This window comes from Phreatobacter sp. GW821-FHT04C01 (assembly GCF_059420385.1).
Genome location: NZ_JBWKTP010000001.1, coordinates 1,368,949 through 1,385,143 on the forward strand (window position 1 = coordinate 1,368,949; position 16,195 = coordinate 1,385,143).

The following is a 16,195-nucleotide window of genomic DNA, read 5'->3' on the forward strand; positions in this document are numbered from 1 at the left end:
AGTCCATGCTCAAGCTTGTTCCAAGGCCTGCCGAACCGCCGCCGAGGTCTGCCGGAACGGACGCGCTGTTCGAACTCGACGGCGTCAGTTTCGCGGTCCCCGGCCGGGTGCTGCTCGAGCCCTTGACCATGAGCCTGCCGGCGCGCCGCGTCGTCGGACTGATCGGCCATAACGGCTCGGGCAAATCGACGCTGGTCAAGCTGCTGGCGCGCCAGCAGCCGGTCTCGGCCGGCACGATCCGCTTCGAGGGCAAGGCGCTGGAGGCCTGGGGCGACCGGCCCTTCGCGCGCAAGGTCGCCTACCTGCCGCAGCAGACGCCGCCGGCCTCGGGCATGCTGGTCAAGGAACTGGTGGCGCTCGGCCGCTATCCCTGGCACGGCGCGCTCGGCCGCTTCGGCCAGGCCGACCGCGACAAGGTCGCCGAGGCCATGGCCTTGGCCGATGTCGAGCCCTTTGCCGAACGGCTGGTCGATACCCTGTCCGGCGGCGAACGCCAGCGCGTCTGGCTGGCCATGCTGGTGGCACAGGACGCCGAATATCTGCTGCTGGACGAGCCGATCTCGGCGCTCGACATCGCCCATCAGATCGAGGTGCTGTCGCTGGTCCGGCGGCTGTCGCGCGATCGCGGGCTGGGCGTCGTCGTCGTGCTGCACGACGTCAACATGGCGGCGCGCTTCTGCGACGAGATCGTCGCCTTGCACAGCGGCAGACTGATCGCCCGCGGCGCGCCGCCGGCAATCATGACGCCGAAGGCACTCCAGGCGGTCTATGGCGTCGCCATGGGCGTCATGCCGCATCCCGTTTCCGGCTTGCCGATCAGCTATGTCAGCTGAGCCCTGCCGTCCCGACTCCCGCTCTCAACAAGGCCCGAGACCATGTTCCGCTCCAAGCTTCTCCTGCGCTGCACGGTGATCGCCGGCATCGCTATTGCCGCCGGCACGGCGTTGGCCCAGCAGCCGGCACCGGCCGCCAATCCCCGCCGTCCCGCGCCCGCGCCGGCCGCCGCCGCGCCGGCTCCCGCGCCGGCCCCGACGCCTCTGGCTGCCCCGCTCATGCCTCCCGTCGCGCAACTGCCGAACGGCGCGACCTCGATCAACGAGACCTATGGTGACTGGACCGTCGACTGCCGGATCATCGAGGGCCGCAAGGCCTGCGCCTTCTCGCAGGCCCAAGGCAACCAGCAGACCGGCCAGCGCACCTTCGCCATCGAGCTTCGCCTGCCGGAAAGCGGCAAGACCGACGGTGTCCTGCTCCTGCCCTTCGGGCTCAACCTGGATCTTGGCGTGAAGCTCAAGATCGACGAGCAGGATCTCGGCCAGGGCGTGCGCTTTTCCACCTGCCTGCCATCCGGCTGCCTGGCGCCGATCAGCCTGCCGACGGTCGCCACCGAAGCCCTGAAGAAGGGCACCCGGCTGATCGTCAGCGCCACCTCGCTGAGCAGCGGCGAGACCGCCACCTTCAACGTCTCGCTGAACGGCTTCGCCGCTGCCATCGCCCGGGTCGCCCAACTCGGCGGCTGACCGTCCGCCGGCCCGGACTTTGCGCCGCTCGGAAACCGCTGGCGACCTGGTTCCAGCGGAGATCTCACGTCGTCTCGGCCGACCTTCTCCCGGCCTTCACGACGTGTGCGTTTTGAATGGGTGGCTCCCCGGGCCAAGCCCGGGGATGACGGGCCAAGCCCGGGGATGACGGGCCAGGCCCGGGGATGACGAGCGGTGGTGAGATGCCCGGTCGGTGCTCCCGAACGGCTGCTCAGGACCTGCGGACGCCCCAGGTGATCGGCTGGTTGGCCGGCCATGACACATAGCCCTGGACGCGGGGGTGAATGGCCTCCAGGACGGGATCGTAATAGAGCCCGATGATCGGCACGTCGGCGGCGATCTTGGCGTGGATCCTGGCGAAGATCTCGCGCCGGGCGGCGTCGTCGGAGGCCCGTGCGCTCTCGGCCAGCAGGGCGATCGCTTCCGGATCGCCATATTGGGCGGTCTTGGTGTTCGTCTTGCTGTCGATGAAGGTCATGTACATCTGGGTCGGGTCGAAGCGCACCGAAAAGGAGAAGGACTGCAGCTGGAAGCGACCGTTCAGATAATTGCTGAGCTGGGTTGCCCAATCGAGCACTTCCAGCTGAACCTTGAAGCCCGCGGCGGTCAGCATGGCCTCGATGACGACCGCGTTCTGATACATGCCGGGATATTGCCTGTTGGTCTGCAGTTTGATCGGCTGGCCGCGATAGCCGGCCTCCCGCAGCAGAGCCGCGGCGCGCGCCGGGTCATAGGCCGGCCATTCGGCGAAACGCTGATCGTAGAAGGCCGTCGAATTGCTGACGCCCGAAGGGTTGGCCTGGGTCAGGCCGGCGGCGCGCGCTTCGGCGATGTCCTTGAGGTTGATGGCATGGGCCAGGGCCAGGCGAATCTTGACATTGGACAGCAGCGGGTCGTCGGTCTGGATCAGCATGGTCGACCAGCCGAGCCCCGGCGCGGTGACGATGCGCATGCCGCGCTGGCGCAGCGGCTCGACCTGCTCGGGATCGATCCTGGCGAGGATATCGACGGCGCCGGTGGTCAACGCCGCCTCGCGGGCGGTCGAGTCCGGAATGACCCGGAACAGCACCTGGTCGACCAGCATGTCGCGGGCGCCGGAAAAGCCGCTGGCGGGAGCGGCACTCGGTTTATAGTCGGCAAAGCGATCCAGCAGGATATATTCGCTGCGGCGCCATTCGCGCAGCTTCAGCGGCCCGGAACCGATCGGCGTCGTCCATTTGCCCGTCGCATCGAGGCTGTCGGGATGAGCCGCGACGACATGGCACTGGATATTGGCGAGCTGCTTGAGAAACAGCGCATTGGCCTGGTCGAGCCTGAACACCACCGTCTGGGCGTCGGGGGCTTCGACCGCGACGACCTTGACCCCGCCGCCGCCGAAGAAGGTGGTGCGGCAGGCCCAGGCGGCGCCTTGCACCAGCCGGTCCCACATCCATTTCACCTCGGCCGAGGTGACAGGCTTGCCGTTGTGAAACAGGGCGCCGCTGCGCAGTTTGAACGTATAGGTCCGGCCCTCGTCGGTGACCGCCCAGCTGTCGGCGAGGGCCGGCCCGACGCTCAGGTCGGCGCGGAAGGCGACCAGGCCCTCGAAGATCTGATGGACGACACCGTCGGTATTGGCGTCGCGATTGACGCCCGGTTCCAGGCTGCGGATGTCGGCATTGAGGGCGACCGTCAGGCGGCTGCCGGTGGGAGCGGGCTGGGCAAGGGCAGGGGAGGCGATGATCGCTCCCAGGAGGCCAAGCCAGGCGGTGCGGATCATGCTGCGTCCCCTTCTTTTTTTGATGGTCAGTCGGCCGGCCAGTTGGCCGTGGCGTCGTCGAAGAAAGCCTCGACGGCCTGGAAGATGCCGGCGCTGCGATGGCCGACGCCCGGCACGATGTCGTGGCGCACGGCAATGCCGTGATTTTCGAAGCTCGACTTCAGCGCGCGCATGCGATCCTGGCGATTGGCGCCGGCAATGTCGCCGTCGGGACGCCAGGTCCGGCTGCTCTGCGGAATGGTGATCTCCCAGGTCTCGGTGTCGTCGCCGCCGATGACCATCTGCACCGCTGCCCGGCGCATCGCCGGCAGATTGATCGGGCGGCCCATGACGGCCTCGATGTCGCGGACGCCGACCCAGAAATCGTGATCGAAATCGAGCAGGGTAACGACGCCCGGCGCGCCGATCGAAACGGCCGCGACCCGTTCGGGATGCAGGTAGAGGAAGCGATGGGCGAAATGGCCGCCGCCGGAAAAGCCGAGCAGGCCGAAACGGTCGCCGCCGATGCGGTAGCGGGCCTTCATCTCCTCGATCATCGAGAGCAGCAGCAGGTCGTAGCGTACCGCCGTCGGCGCCAGCATCTTGTAGCTCGACACGTCGGTCGGGCTCTCGATGCCCGCCGGAAACAAGGGGGCGAGGACGATGCAGCGGTGACGTTCGGCGAAGGGAATGAACGCATCGCGATAAGGCGTCATGTCGCGCAGCGTGCCGTGAACGGCGACCAGCAGGCGATAGCTGTCGGTGCCGTGCTCGTCGTAATCTTCGGGCACATAGGCCGAATAGGAAAAGCGCTGGTCCATGCGGCTGGCATAGACGGTGGTCCGGCCGAAATCATAGGCCGAAAGCCTGGTGCCGTGGCCTCTGGGGCGTGCCATCAGCGTGCTCCCGCCGGCTTGGGGTCGATCGGCCTGGGGTCGATCGGCGTCGACAGCATATGGCCGGCGGCGATGACCTCGCCGATCTCGAAACAAAGATCCTCGCGGAAACGTCCGGCGACCACCTGGACGCCGACGGGAATGCCGCCGGCAAGGCCGGTGGGCACCGAAAGGCCGGGAAGCCCGAGCACCGAGATCGACATCAGCGGGTTCTGGGCGGCGATGACGGCGGCGGTGGCCGCGGCGTCCTTGAGGTCGAAGCCGACCTCGAAGGGCAATTGGGTCGAGACGGGCATGACCACGACCGGATGGGTTTCGAAGAAGATCTGCCAGCTTCGCAGCGCCGCCGACCGCTCGCCGAGCGCGACCAGCACGTCGCTCGCCTGGTATTTCGGCAGGGCCTCGTTCCACAAGGCGATGGCGCGCCGGATGCCCGCGTCGCCATTGGCGTCGATCAGCGGTTGAAGGCTCGCCATGACGTCGGCCATGGCGAGTTTCGCCCAGATGTCGCCGATCTCGGCGAGACCGGGCGGGGCGACCTCCTCGACGATATAGCCGGCGGCCTCCAGGGCGCGGCCGGCCTGGCGAACCGCCTCGGCCACCGCCGGATGGACGCCGCGGCCGCCGGGATCGACAACCAGCGCGATGCGCATCGGCCGCGCCGGCGGTGCGAAGGGGGCCGGCTCGACGCAGCGCGGGTCGAGCGGGCTCGGCCTCGCCATGGCCGCGAAGGCCAGGCGCTGGTCGCGCACCGTGCGGGTGAGCGGCCCCTGCACCGCCATCAATTGCGAGGAGATCGGTGCCAGCCCCTTGGCGGTGCCGTTGCTGGAGGGAACCCGGCCATGGGTCGGGCGCAGGCCGACAAGGCCGCAGCAATAGGCGGGATAGCGGACGGAGCCGGCAATGTCGTTGCCATGGGCGATGGGACCGATGCCGGCGGCGACCGCCGCGGCCGCGCCGCCGCTCGATCCGCCGGGCGTGATGCCGGCATGCCAGGGGTTGAGGGTCGCGCCGTGCAGGTCGTTCTCGGTTTGCCAGCGCATCGAATAGGCGGGTGCGTTGGTGCGGCCGATGACGACCGCGCCGGCGGCGCGCAGATTGGCGACGACCGGATTGTCGCTCGTGGCGACGAGATCGGCATAGGCGGCGACGCCGCCATCGGTCGGGTGGCCCTTCTGGTCGATATTGATCTTGATGGTCACCGGTACGCCGTGAAGGGCGCCGAGCGCGTCACCCCGCCGGCGCGCCGCGTCGGCCGCATCGGCCTCGGCGAGCGCCTCGTCGTCGAAACGGCGGACGACGGCGTTGATCGCGCCGTTCACCTGATCCATGCGCGCAAGACAGGATTGTACTGCCTCGCGGCTCGATACCGTGCCGGCGCGGATCATCGCCGCGAGTTCAGCGGCTTCCCATTGCCAGGGTTGGCCGGCATTGGGCACCTTTGGCGCGGGCGGAGCGGTCCGGGCGGATTGCGGCTGCATCGTCATGCCTTTCGATCGTGCTTCCTATGGAGGCGTATCCAATGTATTTTGTCAAACCATGATACACAGAAAGTCGTCACGACAAGGCACCGATGCCGAATCGCCCAGCCGGCTGCAGCGCGACCTGTTGCCGCGGATCGTCGAGGTCATCCGCAGCGACGGGCTGGCGCCCGGCAGCCGGCTGCCCGAGGCATTGCTGGCGCAACGGCTGCAGGTCTCGCGCACGCCGGTCCGCGCGGCGTTGCGTCATCTCGCGGAGCGCGGGGTGATCAGCCCGCTGCCGGGCGGCGGTTATGCGCTGGCGACCCCGGCCGACCAGATCGCGGGCGGTGAGTTCCCCCCCGTCGTGTCCGATCTCGACGAATATTGCGTGCGCATCGCCCGCGACCGGGTCGACGGCATCCTGCCGCGGCAGGCCTCCGAGGCCGACCTGATGCGGCGCTACGATATCGGCCGGCCGCTGCTGCTGCGCATCCTGAACAAGCTCGCCGAGGTCGGGCTGGTCGAGCGCCTGCCCGGCCATGGCTGGCTGTTCTCGCCGCTCAACGATCCCGCGGTCATCGCCGAAAGCTACGCCTTCCGCCGCATCATCGAGCCGGCGGCCCTGTTCGAGCCGGGCTTCGCCCTCGATCCGGCCTGGCTCGCCGACATGCGGCGGCGCCATGAGGACATGTTGCAACAGCCGTGGACCGCCTTGCTGAGCGTCGCGCTGTTCGAGATGAATGCCGAGTTCCATGAGGGGCTGATCGCCGCCTCCGGCAATCGCCACCTCGTGCTGGCGCTGCAGCAGCAGACCCGCCTGCGCCGCTATTCCAATTATTCCTGGCGTTACGGGCCTGAGCGCGTCGTCGTGTCCTGTCGCGAGCATCTCGAGATCATCGCCCGGCTGTCGGCCGGCGAGATCGAGCTGGCGGCGGCACTGCTGCGCCGACACCTCGATCTCGCGCGCGATCTCTGCCGGGATTTCCGCGGCGCGGCCGTCGCTTCCGCCAAAGGCATTGCGGAAGGTATTTTATAGATACATAGTACAGAGATTATTCTGAGAGCCGCGGTATCCCCAAGGGCGATCCGCGGCCTGATCCGGTGGGGAAGCCATGACAATCGTTCCGCAGATGAACCTGAGCCGCGAAGCGCTCGAGCCCTATTGGCTGCCGTTCACGGCGAACCGCGCGTTCAAGGCCAATCCGCGGCTCTTCGTCGGCGCCAAGGGCATGTATTACACCACCGCCGAGGGCCGCCAATTGCTCGACGGCATGGCCGGGCTCTGGTGCGTCAATGCCGGCCATGGTCCGGAACGGATCACCGCCGCCATCCGCGAGCAGGCCGGCCATCTCGACTATGTCTCGTCGTTCCAGATGAGCCATCCGCTCGCCTTCAAGCTGGCCGAGCGGATCGCCGGCCTGACGCCCGCAGGGCTCGACCGGGTGTTCTTCGTCAATTCCGGGTCGGAGGCCGTCGACAGCGCGCTGAAGATCGCGCGCGCCTATCACCGGGCCCGCGGCGATGCCGGCCGCACCCGCCTGATCGGCCGCGCCAAGGGTTATCACGGCATGGGTTTCGGCGGCCTGTCGGTTGCCGGCATCGCCCGCCATCGCCGCGATTTCGGCCCGCTGCTCGCCGATGTCGACCATTTGCCGCATACCTATAACCGCGAGCACCAGGCCTTCTCGCGCGGCCAGCCGACCTGGGGCGCCCATCTCGCCGACGAACTGGAAGCGCTGACCCAGATCCACGATCCCTCGACCATCGCGGCCGTCATCGTCGAGCCGGTCACCGGCTCGGGCGGCGTGCTGCCGCCGCCGAAAGGCTATCTGGAGCGCCTGCGCGCGATCTGCGACCGGCACGGCATCCTGCTGATCTTCGACGAGGTCATCACCGGCTACGGCCGCCTGGGCGCCGCCTTCGGGTCGACCGCGCTCGGCGTCACGCCCGACATCATCACCTGCGCCAAGGGCATGACCAATGGCGCCGTGCCGATGGGTGGGGTGATCACCTCGACCAAGGTCTACGACGCCTTCATGGCCGGGCCGGAGGGGGCCGTCGAACTGATGCACGGCTATACCTATTCCGGCCATCCGCTGGCCTGCGCCGCGGGGCTCGCGGCGATCGACGTCTATGAGGAACTCGACCTGTTCACCCGGACCGCGACCATCTCGGCCTATTGGGAGCAGCAGGCGCATTCGCTGCAGGGCGAACCCCATATCGTCGATGTCAGGAATATCGGCCTGCTCGCGGCCATCGAGATCGCGCCGCGGCCGGACGAGCCGGGTAGCCGAAGTGCCGCCGCCGGCAATCTCTGCTATGAGGCCGGCGTGCTGGTCAGGACCGCGGGCGATGCCCTGGTGCTGTCGCCGCCGCTGATCATCACGGAAGCCGAGATCGACCGGATCTTCGACACGATCCGCCAGGCGGTCCGGGCGATCGCCTGAGGCTTTGGCGTCGGGGCCGGCCCTGCGCGGGGTCGGCTTTCGCCGCGGATGGTTCTATAAGGCCGCGATTGCCGGGCCGGAGCGGCCCGGGCGGAAGGAGGCGCCTTGATGACCGAGATCACCGCAACCGACGAGCTTCGGCAGGCCTATGCCGAACCCGCCGAAATGGTCCGCAAGAAGATCCTGGCCCGGCTGGACGGCCACGCCCGCCGGTTCATCGCGCTCTCGCCGTTCCTGACGATCGCCAGCAGCAATGGCAGCGGCACGGATTGTTCGCCGCGCGGCGACGAGCCGGGTTTCGTCCATGTCGTCGACGAAACGACCCTGCTGCTGCCCGACCGGCGCGGCAACAACCTGCTCGACACGCTGCAGAACGTGCTGGCCAAGCCCGAGGTCGGGCTCTTGTTCTTCGTGCCCGGCGTCAACGAGACGCTCAGGGTGAATGGCCGGGCGCGCATCGTCACCGATGCCGCGGTGCTGCAGTCCATGGCGATCAAGGGCAAGATCGTGCCGAGCTCGGCGCTCGAGGTGACGGTCGAGCAGGTCTATTTCCACTGCGGCCGGTCGCTGCTGCGCGCCGACCTGTGGAACCCGGACAAGAAGATCGGGCGCGACGATTTTCCGCTGCTCGGCAATATCCTGGCCGATCAGGTCAAGGGCGTCGACGCGGACGCGGCCAATCAGCGGCTCGAGGTCGCCTATACGACCAGCCTCTACTGAGGCCGCGCGGGCGTTCCCAAGGGATCCCCGGCATCCCGGTTTTTCAGGGCAGCGATGCCCTTGCCGCGCCATCGCCGCGGTGATCATCATCATGGAACAATGTTCCACAGGATGAGAGAGCCGGGACCCGGATGGAAACGCCCTATACCGTCAGCGATCTGGTCGCCGAGTTCCTCGACCGCTGCGACGTGACGACGGCCTTCGGCATCGTGTCGGTGCACAACATTCCGATGCTGGATGCGCTTGGCCGGCACAACGGCATTCGCTTCGTGCCGACCCGCGGCGAGCTCGGCGCCGGCCACATGGCGGATGGCTGGGCGCGCGCTGCGGGCAAGCTCGGGGTCGTCTTCACCAGCACCGGCCCGGGCGCCGCCGGCGCCGTCTCGGGCCTGGTCGAAGCGCGCTTCGCCGGCACGCCCCTGCTGCACATCACCGGACAGACAGCGACGGCATTCGTCGATCGCGGCGTCGGCACCGTGCATGACGTGCCCGACCAGCTCGGCATGCTGAAGAGCGCCGGCAAGGCGGCCTATCGCATCCGTTCCGCCGGCCAGGCCTTCGGCGTGCTGACCAAGGCCGCGGTCGAGGCGCTGACGGCGCCGGGCGGACCGGTGAGCGTCGAGATCCCCATCGATATTCAGCGCGCCGTCGTCGCGCGGCCGGCGGCGTTGGACGATTTCAAGCTGCCGCTCGGCCTGCCGCAGGCGCCGTCGGACGCCGATCTCGACCGGCTCGCCGCCCTGGTGCTCGGCGCCAGGCGGCCCATGCTCTGGCTCGGGCGCGGCGCCTCCGGCGCCGGCCCGGCGGCGCGCAAGCTGCTCGATCTCGGCTTCGCCATGGTGACGAGCTGGGCGGGCAGGGGCGTGGTGTCCGAAGACCACCCGATGAATCTCGGCGGGCTCAACGGCCAGGGCGTGCCCGAGATCGAGGCCTTCTACGAAACCGTCGATCTGATGCTGGTGGCGGGATCGCGGCTGCGCGGTCACGAGACCATGGATTGCTCCGTGCCCTTGCCAAAGGTCATGGCGCAGATCGACGTCGATCCGCTGGCCGACGGCCGGACCTATGCCAACCGGTGTTTCGTGCTGGGCGACGCGGGCATCACGCTCGAAGCGCTGGCGACCAGGATCGCCGGAAGGACGACGATCGATCCGTCCTTCGGCGATGAATTCCGCAGGCTGAAGCGGCGGGCGCGCGCCGCGTTCCGCGCCACGCTCGGGCCCTATGCCGATTTCGCCGAGCAGCTTCGCGCGGTGGTGCCCCACGATGCGATCTGGGCGCGCGACATCACCATCAACAACAGCACCTGGGGCAACAAGCTGTTTCCGCTGCACCATCCGAGCAGCAACATCTATCCGATCGGCGCCGGCATCGGGCAGGGCCTGTGCCTCGGCATCGGCGCGGCGTTGGCGCCGGGCGGACGCAAGGTCGTGGTGATGACCGGCGACGGCGGCTTCTTCCTGAATCTGACCGAGCTCTGGACCGCGGTTCAGGAAAATCTCGACATGACCATCCTGGTCATGAACGATCGCGGCTATGGGGTCATCAGGCATATCCAGGATGCCGCGGCCGGCGGCCGGCGGCGCTTCGACACCGTGCTCGGGCCGGATCTCGAAGGTCTCGCCCGGCTCGCCGGCATTGCGTTCCGCCGGGTCGACCGACCGGAGCATTTCGGCGCGCGCGTGGCCGAGGCGATCGCGATCAAGGGACCGGCGCTGGTCGAGGTCGACATGACCGCGATCGGCGATCATCCGCCCTATTTTCCTTATGGCCCGAAGGCGGTGGCCGTCGCGGACGACTGAGCCGGTGCGCCGCAACGGCAGGGATGCCGGCGGCGTCGCGCCGGACATCCTGGTGGTCGCGGCGCTCAGGCCATCGCCTGGACCATGGCGCCTTGGCGCGCCTGTTCCGCGACGTGGCGATAGCCGAGCAGAATGATGGCGAGCGCGACCACGCCGGCGGCGATCGACACCCAGAAACCGCTCGCCGCGCCTAACTGGTCGATCACCCAGCCGGAAAGCGACGACCCGATGGCCATGCCGGTGCCGACGCCGGTCATCGCCCAGGTGACGCCCTCGGTCAGCTTGGCCGCGGGCACGACGCGCTCGATCAGGCCAATCGAGATGATGAGCGTCGGCGACACCGCGGCTCCGGCCAGGAACAGCACCGCGGCCAGCATCGGCAAGCTGCCGATGACCAGGAGCGGCAAAGTGGTCAGCGCGGCGAGCCCGATCGCCAGCACCAACTGGCGGGCGAGCGGCATGCGCAGCTTCAGCGTGCCGAAGACCAGGCCGACGATCAGCGAGCCGGCGGCATAGCTCGCCAGCACCAGGCTGGCCGCGGCCTTCTGGCCCTGCTGCTCGGCAAAGGCGATCGCGGTCACCTCGGCCGTGCCGAAGATCGCGCCGATCGCGATCAGGGTCAGCACGATGATCCGGACCGAGCCGAGGCGGATGACCGAGGTTCCGGCGCTCCGGCCCTGGGCGTGGACCGGCGGTTCGGTCGTCTTCTGCAGCACGAACAGCAAGGTGCCGAGGGCCAGGAGCAGGGTGGCGGCGAGCGGTCCGGCTTCCGGGAAGAGCGCGACGCTGAGCCCGATCGAGATCACCGGGCCGGCCATGTAGATGACCTCGTCGACCACCGATTCGAAAGCGAAGGCGGTGTGCAGCTTGGGCGTGTCGCGGTAGAGCTCGGTCCAGCGGGCCCGGACCAGGGCGCCCATGCTGGGCATGAAGCCGCTGAGCATGGCGAACAGGAACAGGGTCCAGGCCGGAGCGCCGAGGCGGGTGGCGAGCATCAGGCCGGCCAGGGCGACAACCGTCAGGGCGGTCGCCGGCGGCAGCACGCGGCTCTGGCCGTAACGGTCGACCAGCCGGGAAATCTGCGGCGCGATCAGGGCATTGGCGAAGGCGAAAGTGGCCGCGACCGCGCCGGCCAGCCAATAGACGCCATGGGTCTGCGACAGCATGGTGACGATGCCGAGCGTGACCATGACCCAGGGCAGGCGGGCAATGAAACCGACGGCTGAAAAGGACTTGGCTCCGGGAGCCCGGAAAATCTCACGATAAGGATTGGACATGGCGGACGCCGCAATGGAGAGGGGCCACTTGCATACGTGGCGTATGTCAGCCACGTAATTGCATACGGAGCGTATGTCAAATAATATACGAGGCGTATGTGAGAGGGGCAGGCATGAGCTACAAGCCGCGCAGCGCGATGATCGCGGAGACGCGCGCCAAGCTGGTCGGCGCGGCGCGCCATGCTTTCGGCGCGGTCGGTTATGCCGAGGCGTCGATGGATCAGTTCACCGCCGCCGCTGGCCTGACGCGCGGCGCGCTCTACCATCACTTCGGCGACAAGAAGGGATTGCTGGAGGCGGTCATCGCCGAAATCGATGCCGAAATGAGCGCCCGGCTCGGTGCCGTCTCGCGCCGCGCCGCCGATCCCTGGCAAGGTTTCGCCGCCGAGTGCATCGCCTATATCGAAATGGCGCTGGAGCCGGAGATCCAGCGCATCATGCTGCGTGACGGTCCTTCCGTGCTCGGCGACCCTTCGACCTGGCCGGGCCAAAGCGAATGCATCCGCTCGATGGCGGCGAGCCTGCAACGCTTCGCCGATGACGGGACCATCGTCCCGATCGACACCGAGGCGGTGGCGCGGCTGCTGAACGGCGCCATGCTTCATGCCTCCTTGTGGATCGCCAATGCGCGGGACCCGCAGGCGACATCGCAAAAGGCGGTCCAGGCCTTCCAGGCCTTGCTCGACGGCCTTCTGCTCGACCGGGCGAAACCCTGAGTACGGCCGGCCTTATCACATGCGCGTGAGCCCGGCTCTCGCCGCAACGAAACGGTGCTTCACTCCGTATCCGCTGCAGGGACATCGCCGTGGCGATGTCGGAACGCGGGATCGGGGCCATGACGACAAGACGCTTTTTCCTGGCCGGTGGAACGCTCGGGCTGGCGGCGGCCGCAGGCTTGCCCTGGCGGGGCGCGGCGGCGTCCGGCTCCGCCGAGACCTTCGCGGTGTCGTTTGGCGATGCGGAATGGCGAGGGCGACTGACCCCGGCGCAATATGCGGTGCTGCGGCGGAGCGGCACCGAGCGGCCCTATAGCAGCGCGCTGCTGCACGAAGAGCGACGCGGCCAGTTCGCCTGCGCCGGCTGCGGCCTCAACCTGTTCTCGTCGGCGACGAAATTCGACAGCGGCACCGGCTGGCCGAGCTTCTGGGCACCGCTGGAACGGGCCGTCGGCACGACCCGAGACAGCAGTTTCGGCATGCAGCGCGAGGCCGTTCATTGCAGCCGCTGCGGCGGCCATCTCGGTCATGTTTTCGACGACGGACCGCGCCCGACCGGGCTGCGCTACTGCATGAACGGCGTCGCCATGGTCTTCAAGCCCGCGGTCGCCTGACCGCCGTCCCGCCCCCTTTCATCGAACCCGGAGAGAAACCATGTCCCCTCTGTCCCAGAAATCGCTCTCGCGCCGTTCCGCCCTGTCGATCGCCGGCGCGCTGGTGCTGGCCGGCGCCGGCCTCAAGGCATCGACGGCGGCGGCCGAGGGCGGCCGCGCCTTGCCGGCGCCGGCACTGGACGAGCCGGCCGGCCAGGCGTCATCCGAGGTGGCGGTTTTCGCCGGCGGTTGCTTCTGGGGCGTGCAGGGCGTGTTCCAGCATGTCGAAGGCGTCACCAATGCGGTGTCCGGTTATGCCGGCGGCGAGCGGGCGACCGCGCAATATGAAAAGGTGACCAGCGGCCGGACCGGCCACGCGGAAGCGGTGCGGGTCACCTATGACCCGCGCAAGATCAGCTATGGCCGGTTGCTGCAGATCTATTTCTCGGTCGCTCACGACCCGACCGAACTCAATCGCCAGGGCCCCGATATCGGCACCCAGTATCGTTCGACGATCTTCCCGACCAATGCCGAACAGGCGCGGGTGGCGAAGGCCTATATCGCCCAGCTCAACCAGGCCCGCGCATTCCGCGCCGCGATCGTCACCACCATCGAGCCCGACCGGCCCTTCTATGCCGCCGAGGCCTATCACCAGGACTATCTGACGCGGAACCCGACCGCGCCCTATATCGTCATCAACGACCTGCCGAAGATCGAGGACCTGAAGCGCCATTTCCCCGGCGTCTATCGTTCGACGCCGGTGCTGGTCGCAACCGCCGGGGTGTCGAACTGAGCCGCGGCGCCGAACCCGGCCTCAGGCCATGAGATCGGCGAGATCCGTCATCGAGCCGACCAGGATATCGGGCTGGTGCGGCGTGATGCCGAAGGGACGGCGGCGGCGGTCGATGAAAGCGGTCCGCATGCCCGCCGATTTGGCGCCGATGCAGTCGAAGGCGTGATTGGCGACGAACAGGACCTCGTCCAGGCGGCAGCCGATGAGGGCGGCCGCCTTGGTATAGGTCGCGACATGCGGCTTGAAGGCATTGGCCTCGGCAACCGAGATCACCCGGTCGAAGGGGATGCCGTGATAGGCCTTGGCGGTCTCCAGCATGTCCGGGTCGCCATTCGACAGGACCACCAGCTGATAGCGGGCCTGCAGCCGGGCGAGCGCCGCCGGCACCTCCGGGAAGCAGCGCAGCTTTTCGATCTCGCCGACGAGCCGCCGCACGTCGTCCATGGTGTAGGTGATGCCTGCGCGTTCCAGCACATGCGCCACCGAGCGATGACCGATTTCGCGGTAGGGCGTGTGCTCGCGGTGCAGCAGGGCGTCGATCATCGAGTTCTCGAAATGGGTCCGGCGCCACCAGGTCACGAATGAACCGGGATCGCCGGTCCAGCCCTTGGCCTTCAGGAAAGGCGTCGCGATCTCGGTCAGCCCGGACTGCATGTCGACCACCGTGCCGTATTGATCGAACATGCAGACCTTGATGGTCGCGCGCAGTTCGTCCGACAGACTCATTCCCGCCTCCCCCTTGGCATCGCGTCGGGATGCGTTTCGCCCGATCGCGGGCATCTTCCGGGCAAAGCCCGGGGCCGGCAACCGCCCGTCCCGGTCGGGCGGGCTGCGCCGGCCGCAGGGCCGCTGCCGCGCGGCGGCTCTTGCGCACCCATGCCCCGGGACGGCAAACAGGGACGAGGTTCCGGCAAGAGGACCTCGCCGGCGCGGCAGGCTCGGCCTCACGCGCTGCGCGGCACCAGGGGAGACGACGCATGAGCGACCAGTCCTTCGCGCTGACCAGCATGTTCCGGCCCGGCTTGCCCGAGCCGGCGCCGCGCTTTGCCGGGTTGCCGAAATACAACTTCGTCTACGGCCACAACGACCCCTCGCAGGTGCCAGCCGAAGCGCTCGCGGCGGCGGCGGAGCGCGTGCTGCGCGACAATGGCCGGCTACTCGGCATGTATAATCTCGGCCAGGCGCCGCAGGGCCATGACCGGCTCAGGGCCTTCATCGCGGCCAAGCTCGCCCGGCGCAGCGGCATCACCTGCACGGCCGATGACGTGCTGGTCACCTCAGGCTCGCTGCAGGCGATGGATCTCGTCAACAATTTGCTGGTGGCGGCCGGCGACACGGTGATCCTGGAAGAGTTCACCTATGGCGGCGCGATCGGCAAGGTCCAGAAGCTCGGCGCCAAGGTGGTCGGCGCGCCGCTCGACGACGGCGGCATCCGCATCGACGCGCTGAGGGCGATCCTCGAAGACCTCGCGCGGCAGGGCGTGACGCCGAAATATATCTACACCATCCCGACCGTGCAGAACCCGACCGGCAGCATCATGGATCTCGGCCGCCGGCACCAGCTGATCGCGCTGTCGCGCGAATTCGGCGTGCCGATCTTCGAGGACGAATGTTACGCCGACCTGGTCTGGGCCGGCGAGCGGCCGCCGGCGCTCTATGCGCTCGACCCGAGCCGGGTCATCCATGTCGGCTCATTTTCCAAGTCGCTCGCGCCGGCGCTGCGCGTCGGCTACATCGTCGCCGACTGGCAGGTGCTGAGCCGCATCCTGGCGACCAAGACCGATGCCGGTTCGGGCGCGCTGGAGCAAATGGTCGTCGCCGAATATGTCGAGACCCATTTCGACAGCCATGTCGCCGAACTGACCGGCGCGCTGCGCCTCAAGCTCGACACGGTGATCGATGCGCTCGGCCAGGAGTTCGGCACCTCGGCCGAACTCTTCGTGCCGCAGGGCGGCATCTTTCTGTGGCTGAAGTTGCCCGATCATGTCGATGTCCGCAGCTTCGCGCAAAAGGCGCTGGACGGCGGGCTGGCCTTCAATCCAGGACCGGACTGGGCCTGCGACGGCGAGGCGGCGAAAAGCCATATGCGGCTCTGCTTCGCCTTGCCGACGGTCGAAACGATCCGGGACGGTGTCGCCGAACTGGCGCGGGTCTGTTTCGAACAGACCGGCGTGCCCGAGCGCGGCGTCAACCGACGCCGCGGCTGAGC

General features: G+C 68.2%; 15 protein-coding genes. 10 read left to right on the forward strand and 5 right to left on the reverse strand.

What is annotated here, in order from left to right; all coding sequences use genetic code 11:
* Positions 1-5 precede the first annotated feature (5 nt).
* Together AC07WJ_RS06385 and AC07WJ_RS06390 are read left to right on the forward strand one after the other, a co-directional pair.
* Entirely contained in the window at positions 6-833 is an 828-nt protein-coding gene (locus AC07WJ_RS06385) for an ATP-binding cassette domain-containing protein (RefSeq protein ID WP_494933669.1), read from the forward strand.
* A gap of 42 nt (positions 834-875) precedes the next feature.
* Positions 876-1,520, forward strand: a complete 645-nt coding sequence (locus AC07WJ_RS06390) for an invasion associated locus B family protein (RefSeq protein WP_494933670.1) — start codon at positions 876-878, stop codon at positions 1,518-1,520.
* A gap of 232 nt (positions 1,521-1,752) precedes the next feature.
* On the opposite strand, the gene AC07WJ_RS06395 is transcribed toward AC07WJ_RS06390, so the two are convergent.
* From AC07WJ_RS06395 to AC07WJ_RS06405, 3 genes are read right to left on the reverse strand one after another with little or no spacing between them, the layout of a single operon-like run.
* Positions 1,753-3,300, reverse strand: a complete 1,548-nt coding sequence (locus AC07WJ_RS06395) for an ABC transporter substrate-binding protein (protein ID WP_494933671.1) — start codon at positions 3,298-3,300, stop codon at positions 1,753-1,755.
* A gap of 26 nt (positions 3,301-3,326) precedes the next feature.
* A complete protein-coding gene (locus AC07WJ_RS06400) occupies positions 3,327-4,175 on the reverse strand; it encodes an alpha/beta hydrolase (protein ID WP_494933672.1) in 849 nt (282 codons plus the stop codon).
* Positions 4,175-5,662 (reverse strand): amidase, encoded by a 1,488-nt coding sequence (locus tag AC07WJ_RS06405; RefSeq protein ID WP_494933673.1) that lies wholly within the window; start codon positions 5,660-5,662, stop codon positions 4,175-4,177. The genes AC07WJ_RS06400 and AC07WJ_RS06405 overlap by 1 nt, the downstream gene beginning before the upstream one ends.
* Before the next feature lie 52 nt (positions 5,663-5,714).
* On the opposite strand from AC07WJ_RS06405, the gene AC07WJ_RS06410 reads away from it, so the two are divergent.
* The 4 genes from AC07WJ_RS06410 (at position 5,715) to AC07WJ_RS06425 (ending at position 10,607) form a co-directional block, all read left to right on the forward strand.
* Positions 5,715-6,674 (forward strand): GntR family transcriptional regulator, encoded by a 960-nt coding sequence (locus AC07WJ_RS06410; protein ID WP_494933674.1) that lies wholly within the window; start codon positions 5,715-5,717, stop codon positions 6,672-6,674.
* A 76-nt stretch (positions 6,675-6,750) separates the two neighbouring features.
* The gene (gene aptA / locus AC07WJ_RS06415) at positions 6,751-8,085 is read left to right on the forward strand and encodes an omega-aminotransferase AptA (RefSeq protein ID WP_494933675.1); all 1,335 of its coding nucleotides are present in this window, start codon (positions 6,751-6,753) and stop codon (positions 8,083-8,085) included.
* Between the two features lie 108 nt (positions 8,086-8,193).
* Positions 8,194-8,805, forward strand: coding sequence for a pyridoxamine 5'-phosphate oxidase family protein (locus tag AC07WJ_RS06420; protein ID WP_494933676.1), 612 nt, complete (start codon positions 8,194-8,196; stop codon positions 8,803-8,805).
* A 131-nt stretch (positions 8,806-8,936) separates the two neighbouring features.
* Complete coding sequence (locus AC07WJ_RS06425; protein WP_494933677.1) at positions 8,937-10,607, forward strand: thiamine pyrophosphate-binding protein; 1,671 nt, start codon at positions 8,937-8,939, stop codon at positions 10,605-10,607.
* A gap of 65 nt (positions 10,608-10,672) precedes the next feature.
* Here AC07WJ_RS06425 and AC07WJ_RS06430 read toward each other — a convergent pair whose 3' ends face one another.
* The gene (locus AC07WJ_RS06430) at positions 10,673-11,884 is read right to left on the reverse strand and encodes an MFS transporter (RefSeq protein WP_494933678.1); all 1,212 of its coding nucleotides are present in this window, start codon (positions 11,882-11,884) and stop codon (positions 10,673-10,675) included.
* Positions 11,885-11,997: 113 nt separating this feature from the next.
* Here AC07WJ_RS06430 and AC07WJ_RS06435 point away from each other — a divergent pair, with 113 nt between their 5' ends.
* The 3 genes from AC07WJ_RS06435 to msrA all read left to right on the forward strand — a co-directional run bounded on the left by AC07WJ_RS06435 (position 11,998) and on the right by msrA (position 13,986).
* Positions 11,998-12,600 (forward strand): TetR/AcrR family transcriptional regulator, encoded by a 603-nt coding sequence (locus AC07WJ_RS06435; RefSeq protein ID WP_494933679.1) that lies wholly within the window; start codon positions 11,998-12,000, stop codon positions 12,598-12,600.
* Between the two features lie 119 nt (positions 12,601-12,719).
* On the forward strand, positions 12,720-13,214 hold the full coding sequence (gene msrB, locus AC07WJ_RS06440; RefSeq protein ID WP_494933680.1) for a peptide-methionine (R)-S-oxide reductase MsrB: 495 nt from the start codon (positions 12,720-12,722) through the stop codon (positions 13,212-13,214).
* Between the two features lie 40 nt (positions 13,215-13,254).
* Entirely contained in the window at positions 13,255-13,986 is a 732-nt protein-coding gene (gene msrA, locus AC07WJ_RS06445; protein ID WP_494933681.1) for a peptide-methionine (S)-S-oxide reductase MsrA, read from the forward strand.
* A 21-nt stretch (positions 13,987-14,007) separates the two neighbouring features.
* Here msrA and AC07WJ_RS06450 read toward each other — a convergent pair whose 3' ends face one another.
* Positions 14,008-14,712: a haloacid dehalogenase type II gene (locus AC07WJ_RS06450; protein ID WP_494933682.1), complete on the reverse strand. Its 705-nt coding sequence runs from the start codon at positions 14,710-14,712 to the stop codon at positions 14,008-14,010.
* A 251-nt stretch (positions 14,713-14,963) separates the two neighbouring features.
* Between AC07WJ_RS06450 and AC07WJ_RS06455 the strand changes: the two genes are divergently transcribed.
* Positions 14,964-16,193, forward strand: coding sequence for an aminotransferase-like domain-containing protein (locus tag AC07WJ_RS06455; protein ID WP_494933683.1), 1,230 nt, complete (start codon positions 14,964-14,966; stop codon positions 16,191-16,193).
* The last annotated feature ends 2 nt before the right edge of the window (positions 16,194-16,195 follow it).